At 67.5% G+C, this 14,996-nt stretch carries 15 protein-coding genes; 5 read left to right on the forward strand and 10 right to left on the reverse strand.

All coding sequences use genetic code 11. The features are described from left to right. Window positions 1-57: 57 nt before the first annotated feature. The 8 genes from RS85_RS05425 to RS85_RS05455 all read right to left on the reverse strand — a co-directional run bounded on the left by RS85_RS05425 (window position 58) and on the right by RS85_RS05455 (window position 7,035). Window positions 58-1,848 (reverse strand): sensor histidine kinase, encoded by a 1,791-nt coding sequence (locus tag RS85_RS05425; protein WP_046012418.1) that lies wholly within the window; start codon window positions 1,846-1,848, stop codon window positions 58-60. Continuing rightward, window positions 1,845-2,192: a response regulator gene (locus RS85_RS05430; protein WP_046012419.1), complete on the reverse strand. Its 348-nt coding sequence runs from the start codon at window positions 2,190-2,192 to the stop codon at window positions 1,845-1,847. Before RS85_RS05430 ends, RS85_RS05425 begins: the two co-directional genes overlap by 4 nt. Then, window positions 2,189-2,332 carry a hypothetical protein gene (locus RS85_RS19820; protein WP_162836762.1) on the reverse strand — a complete coding sequence of 48 codons (144 nt, stop codon included), beginning with the start codon at window positions 2,330-2,332 and terminating at the stop codon, window positions 2,189-2,191. Before RS85_RS19820 ends, RS85_RS05430 begins: the two co-directional genes overlap by 4 nt. After that, the gene (locus RS85_RS05435; protein WP_046012420.1) at window positions 2,329-3,816 is read right to left on the reverse strand and encodes a glycosyltransferase family 2 protein; all 1,488 of its coding nucleotides are present in this window, start codon (window positions 3,814-3,816) and stop codon (window positions 2,329-2,331) included. Before RS85_RS05435 ends, RS85_RS19820 begins: the two co-directional genes overlap by 4 nt. After that, window positions 3,816-4,529, reverse strand: a complete 714-nt coding sequence (locus RS85_RS05440; protein ID WP_046012421.1) for a PHP domain-containing protein — start codon at window positions 4,527-4,529, stop codon at window positions 3,816-3,818. The genes RS85_RS05435 and RS85_RS05440 overlap by 1 nt, the downstream gene beginning before the upstream one ends. Further along, window positions 4,526-5,515: an ATP-grasp domain-containing protein gene (locus tag RS85_RS05445; RefSeq protein ID WP_046012422.1), complete on the reverse strand. Its 990-nt coding sequence runs from the start codon at window positions 5,513-5,515 to the stop codon at window positions 4,526-4,528. Before RS85_RS05445 ends, RS85_RS05440 begins: the two co-directional genes overlap by 4 nt. Next, window positions 5,515-6,558 (reverse strand): response regulator, encoded by a 1,044-nt coding sequence (locus tag RS85_RS05450; RefSeq protein WP_046012423.1) that lies wholly within the window; start codon window positions 6,556-6,558, stop codon window positions 5,515-5,517. The genes RS85_RS05445 and RS85_RS05450 overlap by 1 nt, the downstream gene beginning before the upstream one ends. A 165-nt stretch (window positions 6,559-6,723) precedes the next feature. Next, window positions 6,724-7,035 carry a DUF2277 domain-containing protein gene (locus RS85_RS05455; RefSeq protein ID WP_046012501.1) on the reverse strand — a complete coding sequence of 104 codons (312 nt, stop codon included), beginning with the start codon at window positions 7,033-7,035 and terminating at the stop codon, window positions 6,724-6,726. Between the two features lie 96 nt (window positions 7,036-7,131). Between RS85_RS05455 and RS85_RS19450 the strand changes: the two genes are divergently transcribed. Next, on the forward strand, window positions 7,132-7,542 hold the full coding sequence (locus tag RS85_RS19450; protein ID WP_152642334.1) for a DUF4190 domain-containing protein: 411 nt from the start codon (window positions 7,132-7,134) through the stop codon (window positions 7,540-7,542). An 83-nt stretch (window positions 7,543-7,625) separates the two neighbouring features. Here RS85_RS19450 and guaB read toward each other — a convergent pair whose 3' ends face one another. Beyond that, window positions 7,626-9,128: an IMP dehydrogenase gene (gene guaB, locus RS85_RS05465; RefSeq protein WP_046012424.1), complete on the reverse strand. Its 1,503-nt coding sequence runs from the start codon at window positions 9,126-9,128 to the stop codon at window positions 7,626-7,628. A 356-nt stretch (window positions 9,129-9,484) separates the two neighbouring features. Between guaB and RS85_RS05470 the strand changes: the two genes are divergently transcribed. The 4 genes from RS85_RS05470 to RS85_RS05485 are packed head-to-tail and all read left to right on the forward strand — an operon-like array spanning window position 9,485 to window position 13,498. Further along, complete coding sequence (locus RS85_RS05470) at window positions 9,485-10,738, forward strand: branched-chain amino acid ABC transporter permease (protein ID WP_082087507.1); 1,254 nt, start codon at window positions 9,485-9,487, stop codon at window positions 10,736-10,738. Between the two features lie 9 nt (window positions 10,739-10,747). Continuing rightward, complete coding sequence (locus tag RS85_RS05475) at window positions 10,748-11,725, forward strand: branched-chain amino acid ABC transporter permease (protein ID WP_046012426.1); 978 nt, start codon at window positions 10,748-10,750, stop codon at window positions 11,723-11,725. Window positions 11,726-11,750: 25 nt separating this feature from the next. After that, on the forward strand, window positions 11,751-12,725 hold the full coding sequence (locus tag RS85_RS05480) for an ABC transporter ATP-binding protein (RefSeq protein ID WP_442921925.1): 975 nt from the start codon (window positions 11,751-11,753) through the stop codon (window positions 12,723-12,725). Then, window positions 12,722-13,498 (forward strand): ABC transporter ATP-binding protein, encoded by a 777-nt coding sequence (locus tag RS85_RS05485; protein ID WP_046012427.1) that lies wholly within the window; start codon window positions 12,722-12,724, stop codon window positions 13,496-13,498. The genes RS85_RS05480 and RS85_RS05485 overlap by 4 nt, the downstream gene beginning before the upstream one ends. A gap of 77 nt (window positions 13,499-13,575) precedes the next feature. On the opposite strand, the gene RS85_RS05490 is transcribed toward RS85_RS05485, so the two are convergent. Next, window positions 13,576-14,838 (reverse strand): ABC transporter substrate-binding protein, encoded by a 1,263-nt coding sequence (locus RS85_RS05490; RefSeq protein ID WP_046012428.1) that lies wholly within the window; start codon window positions 14,836-14,838, stop codon window positions 13,576-13,578. Window positions 14,839-14,996: the final 158 nt, after the last annotated feature.

Below are 14,996 nucleotides of genomic sequence, written 5' to 3' on the forward strand. Positions count from 1 at the left end.
CATCGACGTTCACGCCCCGACACACGCGGTCACGCGGTGCCGAAGACGGCCTGCCGGTCAGTCCGCGCGGCTCAGCGTCAGCACCTCGGTCCGCGGGGCGGACGGCAGGACGAACCGGAACTCCGTGCCGACGCCCTCTTCACTCGTGACGTCCATCGTGCCGCCATGCGCCAGCACGATCGCCCGCGTGATCGTGAGTCCGAGCCCGACGCCGGGTACGGCGTTCCGCGTGGCCGTCGAGGCGCGGAAGAAGCGGGTGAAGAGCATGCCCTGCTCGTCCTCCGGAATCCCGACTCCGGTGTCCTTCACTGCGAACTCGACACCGCCGTCGACCTGCTTCACCCGCGCCGTGACGCTCCCGCCTCGCGGGGTGAACTTGACGGCGTTGGAGAGCAGGTTGTCGAGCGCCTGCCCGATGCGTCCCGAGTCCACGAGCAGGCGCGGGACGCCCGATTCGATCTCGGCCTGCAGGTCGATGCCTTCGCGCTGGGCGTGCGGGCCCGCCGAGTCCACCGCCGACTGCACCAGGGCGCCGAGATCTGCGTCCTCGCGCTCCAGCGGGAACCTGCCCGACTCGACCTGCGCCGTGAACAGCAGATCGCCGACGAGGTTGAGCAGCCGCTCCGCGTTGCGTTCGATGATGCCGACGAACTCCTGCTGCTCCTCGCTGAGCGGCTGGCCGGGGTCGTTCTGCAGCAGGTCGAGGAACCCGATGATCGAACTCAAGGGCGTCCGCAGCTCGTGCGAGATCATGCCGACGAACTCGTCCTTCATGCGCGCGACCTCGACGGCCCTGGTCTCGTCGGTGACGACCAACAGGTACCCCTGCTGCGTGCCCGCTCCGTCTCGGTACGGGTTCACCGTGACGCGTGCCGGGACCGTGGTCCCCGCTGCGGTGACGATCTCCACGTCGCCCTCGACATTCCGGTCGTCGTCGTCCGCGCCCGCGAAAAGCGCCCGCAACCCCGGCGGGAGCCCGGACGTATCAGCATCGCGCTCCTCCGCGGTGCAGTCGCTCGCCAGCGCCGTCAGCGAGGACTCCGCGAAGAATCGATCGACCCGCACCTCCTGCAGCACGTCTTCATGCCGGACTCCGAACAGCCGCTCGGCACCCGGATTCCACGCCGTGATCACGCCCCGCCGGTCGGTCGCGATCACCGCCTGAGCCGTGATCGACGACCACAGACCTTCGTACGACTCGACGAGCGAGCGGTACTGGTGCTCCTTCTCGCGCAGCTGCACGATCATCTTCACGTTGTCCGCCAGAGCTGTCGTGCGCTCGGTGACGAGCTCCTCGGCCTGCTCGGCGCGCACTCGCTGCTGGCGGGAGAGCTCGTTGACGACGGCAGCGACGGCGGCGAAGACGAGTGGCCCGATCACGCCGCGCAACCAGTCGACCGAGCTGCTCGGCGGGTCGACGAAGTACGGCATCAGTAGGGCCAGCGACGTCAGGCCGCCCACGATGAAGACATAGCGGATGCCGGGGGCGGCGGCGAGCCAGACGACGGGGAGCAGCACCAACGAGGAGAAGAGGGAGGCGGCCCCGCCCGTCCCCGTGCGGAAGAGCCCGAGGCCCACGATGTCGATGAGCGGTACGAGCAGGACGACCCAGCCCTCATGCACCCGTCGCGCGCTCAACACCGCCGCCTGCACGGTCGCGGCCAGCACGAAGGCGATGCCGAGGAGCGCCGCCGGGAGGATCGTCACCGGCAGATCCGCGATCCACCAGGTCAGCATCCCGGCGATGAGCACCGCTATCAGCGTCGGCGCCTGCTTGACGAGCGGACTCGGGTTGTCGAAGACCTGATACCAGCGGTTCTCCGCCCGGTGGAGCGGAGTGGCTCTCATCGCGGCATCCGTTCGACGATATCGTGCACGGCAGCGCCCGTGATGGGCTTCGGCAGCGCAGCATCCGCCGGCGGGTAGTCAGCGGCGTCGAGCACCGAGCTGATCACGAGGAAGCAGGCGGGGAAGCGCGTCTGCACGCGTCGCGCGCACTCCTGCCCGGAGATGCCGGGCAGGATCAGATCGATCACCGCGAGAGCGGGGTCGATGTCGTCGAACGCGGCGATCGCCGACTCCGCATCCGCGGCAGCGAACACCTCGTATCCCTCGCGATCGAGGTAGCGGCGCAGCAGAGCCACCTGATCGGGCGTGTCCTCCACGACCAGCGCCAGCGGCCTCCCGGTCATCGGAGGAGCAGCTCTCGCACGACGACGATCACGACGACGACGGCGAGCGCGAGCAGGGCCTGAGGGATCAGACGGCGCTCCCGACGGGCATCGGCGTTGATCTCCTCCGCCTCTGCGCTCTGCGACGGTGCTTCGGTCATGAGTCGACCCGTCCGATCTTCTCGGTCTTGATCCATGAGGCGTCGGCGCGACGCCACTCCTTGATGTACGAGTCCACGGTGATGGCGCAGAGCAGGGAGCCGTAGCCGCAGATGTAGAGCAGCAGCCCTGCGAAGAAGCGTCCGCCGGGAAGAGGCTCCACGGCACGTGCGAGCCAGATGCCGAGCATCGAGATCGGACCCCAGAGATAGAAGACGACAGCCCAGGCGAAACGGGTCTCGTCCGTCAGCGCGAAGCCGAGCTGCGCGAGCCCCGACTCGAAGAGCCACGGGAAGAGCGCGACCGCCATGAGGATCAGCGCACCCAGGCCGGGGAACATGATCGCCTCCCGCCACGACTGCCTCCCGATGCGCGGATCGAGTTGCACGGCGTACAGCATCGAGAACAGATAGATGCAGGCCGCCGCGATCCACATGAAGCGGAACACGAACTCCGCGATGTCGCTGTGCAGCACGAGGAGGGCGAGCATGGCCGCCGCCGCGAGCAGCATGAACACGGGCAGCAGCAGGATCGTGAACCACGCCAATCCGAACGGGATGCTGCCGAGGTTGTGGACGCGGCTCGGACGGAACCAGAGCTTGCGATAGATCGAGGTCAGCTGCACGTTGCCACGGGCCCAGCGCAGCCGCTGCTTCCACAGACTGTCGACCGTGCGAGGCTCCTCGGCGAGCACCACGGCGTGCGGCTCGAACACCATCCGTCTGCCTTTGAGCTGGCCCTCGAACGTCGTCATGGTGTCTTCGGCGAGCGTGCCCGTCGGGATGCGCCCGCCGATCGCCTCGAGGTTGGCGCGCGAATGCAGCTGCGCCCCGCCTGCGAGGCAGGCGATCGCCCCGCCGACGTTTTGCGTGCGCCGGGCGGAGAGCTGACCGATCACGTACTCGATCGCGACGAAGCGCGTCAGGTAGTTGCGATCGCGACTGCCCTCGGCGATGTACGCGGTGACGGCGCCGACCTTCTCGTCGGCGAGATGACGGCTGAGCTTGCGCAGCGAGTCCCTGGCGAAGATGACGTCGGCGTCCATGATCAGCACGGCCTCGGTCCACTCGTCCGCCAGGACGACGTCGAGCCCGTGGTTGAGGGTGTGCGCTTTGCCCTCCCCGCCCTTGTCACGACGCAGGTGCACGACACGGCCCGGGTGCGCGGCCGCCTTGGCGAGGACGATCTCAGGAGTGTCATCGGTCGACGCGTCATCGACGACGAAGATCCGCAGACGGTCGGCGGGGTACTCGAGCTGGAGCAGCCGTTCGATCGCCGGTCCGATGACGAGCCCCTCGTTCCACGCCGGGATCACGACGGCGACGTTCGGGTGGTAGGGCACCGCCTTCGAATAGTGATTGCGGAAGGCATGCAGCGGCAGCACGAGGAACTGCAGACCCGTGTTGATCACGGGGAGCGTCCCGACGAAGACGCAGAGCAGCAGGAAGATCACGAGCGCCGTCTCGAGCCAGGTGAGATCGGCCATCACGAGCCGTCCTCCGCGTCGAGAAGGGCGATCACACGGGAGTAGCGGCCGACGTCGGAGGCGACGTGACTGTCGGTGGACGCCACGATCCCCGCTTCCGCGCGCCGCAACGCGGCGAGAGAGCGGATGCCGGGACACCCCCACTTCTCGTTCACCTCGACGAGTGTGTCGGTCTCCGCGGCGGCGCGGGCCCACGCGTCGATGCGCTCGTCCCCGAGGTCGTCTTCGGACAGGCCGATCTTGGGGAGGATCGAGAAGCAGTGGGCGAGCTGGTTCCCCGGATGCCGCCGCATCGAAGCGATCAGCGCTGTGACGAGGACGTCGAGCACGTCGTCCGCCGCCCAGCCGCTCGCCATCCGCTCGCGCACCGCCGTCGGCCCGAGCGGGCCGTCGATCCCGGGGAACTGGTGGTCGGCGATGAGGATGCGGTCGATGCCCGTCGGCAGCGCAGGGATGTCGAGTTCTCCCGAGGCGTCGAGGATCTTCGCTTCCACCCCGGTGAGCACCGTGAGTCCCTCGGGAACCGACAGGCCGCGCACCGCGGTGAGGTACTCCGGAACCCAGGTGGTGCTCTGCCGCACATGGTCGACGAGGCGGAGCGTGTTCAGGCCCGCAGCCGCCGCTGCGGCGACGTTCTCGGCGAGCGTCGACACCGCGTCATCCGAGAAGGTCGAGTGCACGTGGTGGTCCCCGAGGAGTGCGGCGTGGCTCACAGGTCCTCCTGGTGACCGGCGTGGGCCGAGACGAGCAGGTCGTCGACCTCGACGATGACGTCTTCCAGGAATCGCACGGAGGCGACCTCCCGGAACGGCACGCGGACGGGGAGTTCGATGCCGAGGAACAGGTCGGCGACCAGCGACGGGATGTCCACCCCGGCCGCGATCGTCAGCGGCAGCGCCCCTGGGAATCGGGGATTGACCTCGAGCAGCACCGCGCGCCCGTTGCGATCACGGCGCAGCTGCACGTTGGCGACGCCGACGAGCCCGATGGCCTGCGCGATCGCGGCGGCTGTCTCCTCGAGTTCAGTGTCTCGCACCGTCTGCCCGGCGATCGCGACACCCGAATCGACCCGGGCGCGTGTGCGCGGGACCGCGGCGACGACGTTGCCGGCCGCATCCGCGATGACGTCGACCGAATACTCCTCGCCGGGCAGGTAGTCCTGCACGATGAGTCCCTCGTCGGTCGGCAGTGCCTCGAGCGCCGCGCGATCAGGGACGAGTCGGATGCCGCGGCTGCCGGCGCCCTGCCGGGGCTTCGCGAAGACCGGGAACTCCCAGTCGACCTCTTCGGCGTCGGGCCCCGCGAGGACGGTCCGCGGTGTCCGGCCGGTCGGAGCGCACCGCTCCGCGAGGGCCAGCTTGTCGAGGGCGGTGTGCAGCGTCTCGGCGGACGGCGCCGCCAGCACGGCCGGCGCCAGTTCATCGCGCCGCTCGGCGAGCGCGATCAGCTCGACGTCGACCGTGGAGATCACGAGGTCGAGCGAGTCTTCCGCCACCATCCTCGCGATGGCCGGAACGAAGTCGTCATCTCTGCCGGGCGGCACGAGGCGCCGCTGCGCAGGCGGGACGAGATAGATGCCGCTCGCCCAGCCGTCCATATCGGCGGCGAACACGGTCAGGTCGGGGCGACGCAGAAGGGAGCGGATGACGGCCACACCGGCCGGACCCCCCGCACCGGTCACCAGAACGCGCGTGGTCATCAGCTCTCTCTTCTCGTGAGTTCGTGTGCACCGACGAATTCCGCCGTCTCGCGCACGACCTCGAGCGGCTCCACCGCCTTGCCCCCGCCGAAGCGCGACCAGTATCGCGCCGTCGCCGTCACGAAGTCGGGCTCGAGGTAGTCGCGGTTGGCGGTCTGCGAGCTGAATCGCTCCAGCAGCCGGAGCTTCTGTTCCAGGTACTGGTCGATCCGCACGAACCGGGTCGGACGGAAGTCGATCGTCGCAGAGGGGCTCTGGTAGCAGGCCACGGTGCCCACGCGGCGGGTGGCGACGATCGTCGCCTCGCTCACCGCGCGATGATCCTGGTGCCGGTCATGACTCGAGTGCGTGTAGACGATGGTCGGCTGGATCTCCTGCACGACCTCTTCGATGAGGCGCACGGTGGTGCCGCCGCCGGAGATCTCGGTGTCCACGAGATCCTTCACGAACAGCCGCGCGCCCAGCGCGTCCGCCGCAGCGAGGGACTCGTCCTGCCTGCTGTCGGCGTCGCCGCCGCGCGCACCGCGCGAGAGAGTGAGGATGGTGATCTCGTCGCCGGCCTGCGCATGGGCGGCGAGGAGTCCGCCGACTCCGATCTCGACGTCGTCCGGGTGCGCGCCGATCGCCAGCACGACCTCCTTGGGCCGCGCCGCCTCTCGACGGCGTCGGCCCTCGGCGGCGAGACGCGTGACGACCTCGACGAGCTTGGTGTTGTCGAGCGGCTTGGTGAGGAACTCATCTGCCTGGGCGCGCAGCGCGGAGACCGCGTACTCGACCGAGACATGGGCGGTCATCACGATCACCGGAACGCTCGGGCTCGTGCGCCGCAGTTCGGCCAGCAGTTCCAGGCCGCTGAGCCCCGGCATCTCGATGTCGGTGACGACGACGTCCGGGCGGACCTCCGCCATCCGTTCGATCGCGATGCGCCCGTCTTCGGCGACGTCGACGAGGAAGCCGGCGCGTCTCTCGAGAACGGTCTTCACGAGCAGTGCGACGTCCGGATCGTCGTCGACGACAAGGACGCGGGGGGTCTCCTCAACCATGTGAGCAGCTCTCCTTGGGGATCTTCCCTGCCGATCATGATCGGCGTCGCGGTCTCGGTGCCCTACCACCGGGTCCGCGGGGAAAGTCGAGCGGGGTATGTCGAGTCTGGCATAGCGCGCCGCCGCATACGCGCAGCATCGTTTCGCGGTGCGGCGGCCCCGAACTCAGCCGATCCGCGCTTCGCGCTTCTCCTGCTGGTAGACCCGGATCGCCTCGTAGCGCTCCGCCGAGCGGGCCTGACGTTTCGCCGCCTCCGCCGCACGGTTCTTGGGCGGCGCCGAGGTGATGAGGTCGTCAAGGAGGTGCCGAGCCGCCTGCGCGATCTCGGCGACCGCTCGGTCGAAGACGGCCTGATTCACCCTGGACGGCGCGTTCGTGCCGGAAATCTTGCGGACGAACTGCAGGGCGGCGTCGTGACATTCTTCATCGGTCGCTGCGGGCTCGAGATTGTTCAGGGGAACGATGTTGCGGCACATACCGGCACGCTACGCCGGACACGTATCGACCGCTACGCTCTGGCTACGAGAACCGGCGACGGCCGACCCGCCGTCTCCCTTGCGACAGGAGAGAACATGACGATTCCCCCACCGCCCGAGTCCCCGCAGAATCCCCCGGCCTGGAACGGCGCACCCGCTTCGGACGCACCGGGCTACGCGCCGCCCCCCGCTCAGCAGGGCTCGGGCTACGCCCAGCCTCCGGCCTCGCCGCCCGGACGAGTGCTGTCGATCGTCGGCCTCGTGCTCGCCTTCGTCGCGGCCCCCATCGGTCTGATCCTCAGCATCGTGGCGGCCGTCCAGCTCGGCAAGGCCGGAGCGTCGAAGGGTCTCGCCATCGCGGGCATCATCGTCGGCGCAGTGATCACGCTCCTCTGGATCATCGGCATCATCGTGTTCGTCACGGTGATCGGCGGCGTCGTCGGCATGTGCGCCGAACTCGGCCCGGGCGTCTGGGAAGTCGACGGAGTCACTTACACCTGCGGCTGATCCCCGCTGCTCCCCGTCGGACGGGGAACGACGAAGGGACCGGATGCCGCGCGGCATCCGGTCCCTTCTCCTTCGAGGTGCGTCTACTTCTTGTAGTTCGGCGCCTCGACCACGATCTGCACATCGTGCGGGTGCGACTCCTTGAGCCCCGCCGACGTGATGCGCACGAACTTGCCGCGGGTCTTCAGCTCCTCGATCGTGCGGGCACCGACGTAGAACATCGACTGGCGGAGGCCCCCGACGAGCTGGTACGCGACGGCGGCGAGCGGGCCCCGGTAGGGCACCTGTCCCTCGATGCCCTCGGGAATCAGTTTGTCGTCACTCGGAACGTCGGCCTGGAAGTAGCGGTCCTTCGAGTACGAGGTCTGCTTGCCACGGGTCTGCATGGCGCCGAGCGAACCCATCCCGCGGTACTGCTTGAACTGCTTGCCCGACTGGAAGACGATCTCGCCCGGCGACTCGTCGGTGCCGGCGAGCAGCGACCCGAGCATCACGGCGTCGGCGCCGGCGACGAGCGCCTTCGCGATGTCGCCGGAGTACTGCAGGCCGCCGTCAGCGATCACCGGGACGCCGGCCGGACGCGCGGCGAGCGATGCCTCGTAGACGGCGGTGACCTGCGGAACGCCGACTCCGGCGACGACACGGGTGGTGCAGATGGAGCCGGGTCCGACGCCGACCTTCACAGCATCGACGCCGGCGTCGATCAGCGCCTGAGCGCCCTCGCGGGTCGCCACGTTGCCGCCGATGATGTCGATGTGCTCGAACGTCTCGTCTGCCTTCAGGCGGCGGACGAGATCGATCACGCCCTGCGACTGGCCGTTGGCGGTGTCGACGACGAGCACATCGACGCCGGCGTCGCGCAGCGCCTCGGCGCGCTCCCACGCGTCGCCGAAGAAGCCGATGGCGGCACCGACGCGCAGCCGGCCCTGATCGTCCTTGGTGGCGAGCGGATACTTCTCGCTCTTGTCGAAGTCCTTGATCGTGATGAGGCCGGCGAGCTTGCCGTCGTCGTCGATGAGGGGCAGCTTCTCGACGCGGTGCTTCGCGAACAGCGCGATGACCTCACCCGCGGCGACCCCGACCGGAGCGGTCACGAGGTTCTCCCGCGTCATCACGTCTTTCACGAACGTGGTCTGACGCTCGAAGCCGGAGACGAAGCGCATGTCGCGGTTGGTGATGATGCCGACCAGCTTGCCCTCATCGTCGATGACCGGCAGGCCGGAGATGCGGTACCTCGCGCACAGATTGTCGACCTCTTCGACCGTGGCATCCGTCGTCGTCGTGATCGGGTCGGTGATCATGCCGGACTCGCTGCGCTTGACGCGGTCGACGTGGGCGGCCTGGTCGGCGATCGAGAGATTGCGGTGCAGGATGCCGATCCCGCCCTCTCGGGCCATGGCGATCGCCATGCGCGACTCGGTGACGGTGTCCATGGCGCTGGAGAGCAGCGGCGTCGCGACCGAGATGCGCCGCGTGATCCGCGACGAGGTGTCGGCCTCGCTGGGGATGACGTCGGTATGCCCCGGCAGGAGCAGCACGTCGTCGTATGTCAGTCCGACGAAGCCGAAGGGATCGTGCTGGTCCATGGAAGCTCCTCCTGCGCGAGTCGCGCGAATCCGAGTGCGAGTTGGGGGGTCGACGCGGGCGATGCGGGCGAGAAACCCGTATGAAGATTCTAAGCGAGACACGCCCGCGAACATTCCCTGAGGCTCTACGCTGAACATCGGCCGGGTGACGTTGCATCGCCGGAATCACACGCGAGTCGCGACCCACGCGACGTGCGACGGTGCTGTTCGAAACACGGCCGACACATTACGCTCGTAACGTCGTGCTTCAACGCAGATGCACAGCAACCCGAACAGGAGACTCTGTGAGTCCGACTAACGCAGCCGTGAGGCGCGTCGCACCCTGGGCGACGGCACTCATCGGCGCGCTGCTGGCGATGGTGGTGGTGCTCTGCGGAGCACCCAGCGGGGCGTACGCCGCCGCACCCGATACTCCCGGCGGCGACCAAGAGCAGACCGACTTCTACTTCGCCGGCGTCATCACGCTCGATGGAGAGCCCGTGCCAGACGTCACCGTCGCCGTCGAAGGCGGGGGCTTCGATGCCGAGACCGTGACCGACGCCGATGGCAAGTGGCGCCTCTACGTGCCCGAGAAGGACGCCTTCACCCTGACCGTCGACGAATCCACCCTTCCCGAGGGCGTGATCGTCGAGGGCAGCTCCGCCTCGCAGGAGGTGGAGTTCGGATTGACCGGCTCGAAGGTCGTCAACCTCTTCCTCGGCGAAGGCGTGCGAGAGACGACCTCCTTCGTCGATCAGCTCGTGGAGAGGCTCATCAACGGTCTCAACTTCGGACTCCTGCTCGCGCTGGCGGCGATCGGCGTCTCGCTGATCTACGGCACGACGGGTCTGACCAACTTCGCACACGCCGAGATGGTCACCTTCGGCGCGGTGATGGCCATCATCGTGGGCACCACGCTCGCGGTGCCGATGTGGCTCACGATCCCGATCGTCATCGTCATCGGAGCGGCGTTCGGCTGGGTGCTCGATGCCGGCCTGTGGCGTCCGCTGCGGCACAAGGGCATCGGCATCGTGCCGCTGATGATCGTCAGCATCGGCCTGTCGCTCGCGATCCGCTACACGTTCCAGTTCTTCATGGGGGGCGCGACCACGCAGCTTCCCGGGGCGGACTCCACCAAGATCCCGCTCTTCGGAGCAGTCTCGCTCTCCCCGGTGAGCCTGATGTCGATGGGACTGAGCATCGTGGTGCTCGTCGGCGTCGCCTTCTGGCTGCTGAAGACCCGCGTCGGCAAGGCCACGAGGGCCATCTCCGACAACCCGGGACTCGCGGCGGCATCCGGAATCAACGTCGACAGGGTCGTGCGCATCGTCTGGATGCTCTCCGCCTCGCTGGCCGCCCTCGGCGGCATCCTGTGGGGCTACTTCCGTCCGGGAGTCCGCTGGGACATGGGCGTCCACATCCTGCTGCTGATCTTCGCGGCGGTGACGCTCGGCGGTCTCGGGACCGCGTTCGGTGCTCTCGTCGGTGCGCTGATCGTCGGCATCCTGGTCGAGGTCTCCACGCTGTGGATCCCCTCGGATCTGAAGTACGCCGGCGCACTCGCCGTGCTCATCCTCATCCTGCTGGTTCGGCCCCAGGGCATCCTGGGCCGCAAAGAGAGACTCGGTTAGGAGGCGACCATGGATTGGGGAGGAATTCTCAACAACACGGCCGGCTGGCTGTTCAGCCCGACCACCATCGCCTATGCCCTCGCGGCGACGGGGCTCGCGGTGCACTTCGGCTATGCGGGCCTGCTGAACTTCGGCATGGCGGGCTTCATGGCGATCGGCGCGTACAGCTACGCGATCTCGATCATCAGTTTCGGACTGCCCTGGTGGGTCGGCATCCTCATCGGAATGCTGATGGCGGTCGTCTTCGCGATCATCCTCGGCATCCCGACCCTGAGGTTGAGGGCCGACTACCTGGCGATCGTGACGATCGCCGCGGCGGAGATCGTGCGTCTGATGTTCACGACGACCGTCTTCGACGAGTACACGAACTCGGCTGACGGCCTCGGCGGGTACCACGCCGGATTCCGCGCGGCGAACCCGTTCCCCGAAGGCACGTACGGCTTCGGACCGTGGACGTACACCGCCCAGGAACTCTGGGTCCGCGTCTTCGGCGTCATTCTGCTCGCGATCGCCGTGCTCATGGTCTGGGCTCTGATGCGCAGTCCCTGGGGCCGCGTGCTCAAGGGCATCCGCGAAGACGAGGACGCCGTGCGATCGCTCGGCAAGAACGTCTTCTCCTTCAAGATGCAGGCCCTCATGCTCGGTGGCATCTTCGGTGCTCTCGGCGGCGTCGTCTTCGCGCTCCCCTCAGCGGTGATCCCGGGAACGTACACGACCAGCCTCACGTTCTTCGTCTGGACGATCCTTCTGCTCGGCGGGGCGGCCACCGTCTTCGGCCCGGTGGTCGGGTCGGTCATCTTCTGGGTCATCATGGCGTTCCTGGACAGCGTGCTTCCCGCGCTCGCCGCTCAGGGCATCCTGCCGATCACGCCCATCCAAGCAGGCACTCTGCGGTTCATCTTCGTCGGCATCGCTCTGATGCTCCTCGTGATCTTCCGACCTCAGGGCATCCTCGGGAACAAGAGGGAGCTGACCTTTGTCAAGTAACAGCGCGACGCCTGAAGGCGATTCCGTGGCCGACGTGCCGCCGACGACAGGAAGCATCAAGCGCCCGAAGACGACCGGTCTCGCGAAAGGCGATCCCGTCCCGGGTGTGCCCAAGGTCGACCCGATCATCGTCGCCGACAACGTCACCCGGCGCTTCGGCGGCCTGACGGCTGTCGATGTCGAGCACCTCGAGATCCCGCGCGGCGCGATCACGGCCCTCATCGGCCCGAACGGCGCCGGCAAGACGACTCTGTTCAACCTGCTCTGCGGCTTCGACAAGCCGCAGAGCGGTGCCTGGAGCTTCGACGGGAAGCAGCTCAGCGGCATCCCGTCGTTCAAGGTGGCTCAGATGGGCCAGGTCCGCACGTTCCAGCTCACCAAGGCCCTCTCGCTGCTCACGGTGCTCGAGAACATGAAGCTCGGCGCGACGGGTCAGACGGGCGAGCGGTTCTGGACGAGCATGCTCCCGTTCACCTGGCGCGCGAAGGAAGACGCGATCGAGGAGAAGGCGAGAGATCTCCTCGCGCGCTTCAAGCTCGACACCAAGGAATCCGACTACGCCGCGTCTCTCTCCGGCGGACAGCGCAAGCTGCTCGAGATGGCGAGGGCGCTGATGAGCGATCCGACCCTGGTCATGCTCGATGAGCCGATGGCAGGGGTCAACCCCGCGTTGACGCAATCCCTGCTCGATCACATCCTCGACCTGAAGGACCTGGGCATGACGGTGCTGTTCGTCGAGCACGACATGCACATGGTCCGCCACATCGCCGACTGGGTCGTCGTGATGGCGGAGGGCCGGATCGTGGCCGAAGGCCCGCCCGATCAGGTAATGCACGATCAGGCCGTCATCGACGCCTACCTCGGTGCCCATCAGGATGTCGACCTCGGAGTGGTCACCGGTCGCGTCGAGGGCGAACTCGACACGTCGGCGATCCAGCTGCTCGACGAAATACGCGAGGAAGAGGCTTCACACACCGACCCCGATGAGGAGAACAGATGAGCGCCGCGAAGAGTGACACCGCTCCCGTCGACGAGGCGTCGAAGACCGACCGTGTCGTCGTGCAGGTCACCGATCTCGATGCCGGCTACCTCCCCGGCATCAACATCATCAACGGCGGGAATCTCCTCGCCCGCAAGGGCGAGCTCATCGGCATCATCGGCCCGAACGGCGCCGGCAAGTCGACCCTGCTGAAGTCGATCTTCGGCATGGTGAAGGTGCGTTCCGGAGACATCACCGTCAACGGTGAGAGCATCGTGGGATTGAAGTCCGACCGCCTCGTCCAGCGAGGCGTCGGCTTCGTCCCGCAGAACAACAACGTCTTCCCCTCGCTGACGATCGAAGAGAACCTCCAGATGGGTCTCTATCAGCGCCCGAAGGTCTACAGCGAGCGCCTGGAGTTCGTGACGAGCATCTTCGCCGAGCTCGGTCAGCGCCTCAAGCAGCGGGCCGGTTCCCTCTCGGGCGGCGAGCGCCAGATGGTGGCGATGAGCCGTGCCCTGATGATGGACCCGGCGGTGCTGCTGCTGGACGAGCCGAGTGCCGGGCTCTCCCCGGTGCGCCAGGACGATGCGTTCATCCGTGTCTCCGACATCAACAAGGCCGGTGTCACCACCATCATGGTGGAGCAGAACGCCCGGCGGTGCCTGCAGATCTGCGACAGGGGCTACGTGCTCGATCAGGGCCGCGTGGCCTACGAGGGCAGCGGACGCGACCTGCTGAACGACCCCAAGGTGATCGGCCTGTACCTGGGCACCCTCGGGCAGGACGACTGACTGCTTCCCGTCACGCTCCACACAACAGATGAGGGGCCCCGGCTGATGCCGGGGCCCCTCATTCGTGCGTCAGCGGATCAGTTGATGCGCTCGTGCATGTTGTCGGCGCCGTACTCGAAGATGCCGATCGTGGCCTCGGTCGGGTCTCCTGCTTCGTCGAACGCGACACCGCCGGAGTAGCCGTCGTAGTCGGCGGTTCCGCCGTCGAGGATGATGTCGGCGCAGTCGGCGAACGTCTCGCACTTCTCACCGTCGCCCGAACCACCGGAGACCTCCTGCAGCTTCCCTGCGATGTCGGCAGAGTCGGAGGAGTTGGCCGCCAGGGATGCGAGGGCGAGCAGCACCACAGCGTCGTACGACTCGCCGGCGTAGTTGAGATCGGCGAGCTCCTCTCCGCTCTGCTCCTGCCACTGCGCCTTCAGGCGGTCGAGGAAGTCGTCCTCGAGCACCGGTCCGGGCTGCGTCCCCTTGGAACCCTCGATCGAGACGGGCATGTCCGCACCCCACTGCGAGGTGTTGCCGTCGACGAAGTAGAACTTCGACCCGTCGAAGCCGCTGTTGATGAACGACGGGACGATGGTCGCCGTCTCCTCGAAGCCGATGACGGCGATGGCGTCGGGGCTCGCAGCGAGGATCGTCGACACCTGCGCGCTGAAGTTCGTGTCGCCGGCGTTGTACGACTCGCTCGCGACGACCTCGCCACCGGTGGCGGTGAAGGTCTCGGTGAGCGCGGCCTCGAGGCCGGTGCCGTACGCGTCGTTCAGGTACAGGATGCCGAGGGCCTGATGCCCGTCCTCGGCGACCAGGTTGCCCAGGACCTCTCCCTGCAGCAGGTCGCTCGGTGCGGTGCGCCAGTAGAGGTCGTTGTCGTCCCAGGCGGTGAAGTCCGGCGACGTGTTCGCCGGCGAGAAGGTGATGACCCCGGCGCCGACGGCCTGGTCGAGGAAGAGCTTCGTCACGCCCGAAGCCGCTGCGCCGATCAGCGCTTGGACGTCGTTGCCCAGCAGACGCGGGACGGTGGTCTCGTACGCCTTGTTGTCGGGGTCGCCCGAGTCGCCGTACTCGACATCGATCGTGATGCCCTTCGCTGCTTCGTTGATCTCGGCCATGGCGAGTCCGACACCGGCCTCTTCGGGCGGTCCGAGGAACGCGAGGGCTCCCGTCTGCGGGAGAACGGTTCCGACCTTGAGGGTGAGTTCGCTACGCTCTTCGGCTGCGGGTGCATCCGATTCCGCGGGCGCCGCGCCGTTGCTGCAACCTGCGAGGACGATTGCGCTGGCGCTGAAGACCGCGAGGCCCCCGAGGATCTTGCGCGCACGCGAGCTGGTGAAGACGCTCATGCTGCTCCTTGCTATTCGTGAGGCGGGACGGCACATACGTGGTCCCGGTTGCACTAAACGTATAGCGACTGGCGTTCAACGAATGTTTCGATGCGTTAACGGTGTGAAACAGCTCGGTCTCGAATGGATAACGCCCGAACACGCGCTCGGTGCGGCGG

It is taken from the genome of Microbacterium sp. SA39 (genome assembly GCF_000967865.1).
In the GTDB taxonomy this organism is placed as follows: domain Bacteria; phylum Actinomycetota; class Actinomycetes; order Actinomycetales; family Microbacteriaceae; genus Microbacterium.

Excerpts from the sequence above, each read along its gene's own strand:
- RS85_RS05425 (WP_046012418.1), bottom strand. The coding sequence starts at position 1,848 with ATGAGAGCCACTCCGCTCCACCGGGCGGAGAACCGCTGGTATCAGGTC.
- RS85_RS05430 (WP_046012419.1), bottom strand. The coding sequence starts at position 2,192 with ATGACCGGGAGGCCGCTGGCGCTGGTCGTGGAGGACACGCCCGATCAG.
- RS85_RS19820 (WP_162836762.1), bottom strand. The coding sequence starts at position 2,332 with ATGACCGAAGCACCGTCGCAGAGCGCAGAGGCGGAGGAGATCAACGCC.
- RS85_RS05435 (WP_046012420.1), bottom strand. The coding sequence starts at position 3,816 with ATGGCCGATCTCACCTGGCTCGAGACGGCGCTCGTGATCTTCCTGCTG.
- RS85_RS05445 (WP_046012422.1), bottom strand. The coding sequence starts at position 5,515 with ATGACCACGCGCGTTCTGGTGACCGGTGCGGGGGGTCCGGCCGGTGTG.
- RS85_RS05450 (WP_046012423.1), bottom strand. The coding sequence starts at position 6,558 with ATGGTTGAGGAGACCCCCCGCGTCCTTGTCGTCGACGACGATCCGGAC.
- RS85_RS05455 (WP_046012501.1), bottom strand. The coding sequence starts at position 7,035 with ATGTGCCGCAACATCGTTCCCCTGAACAATCTCGAGCCCGCAGCGACC.
- RS85_RS19450 (WP_152642334.1), top strand. The coding sequence starts at position 7,132 with ATGACGATTCCCCCACCGCCCGAGTCCCCGCAGAATCCCCCGGCCTGG.
- guaB (WP_046012424.1), bottom strand. The coding sequence starts at position 9,128 with ATGGACCAGCACGATCCCTTCGGCTTCGTCGGACTGACATACGACGAC.
- RS85_RS05470 (WP_082087507.1), top strand. The coding sequence starts at position 9,485 with ATGGTGGTGGTGCTCTGCGGAGCACCCAGCGGGGCGTACGCCGCCGCA.
- RS85_RS05475 (WP_046012426.1), top strand. The coding sequence starts at position 10,748 with ATGGATTGGGGAGGAATTCTCAACAACACGGCCGGCTGGCTGTTCAGC.
- RS85_RS05485 (WP_046012427.1), top strand. The coding sequence starts at position 12,722 with ATGAGCGCCGCGAAGAGTGACACCGCTCCCGTCGACGAGGCGTCGAAG.
- RS85_RS05490 (WP_046012428.1), bottom strand. The coding sequence starts at position 14,838 with ATGAGCGTCTTCACCAGCTCGCGTGCGCGCAAGATCCTCGGGGGCCTC.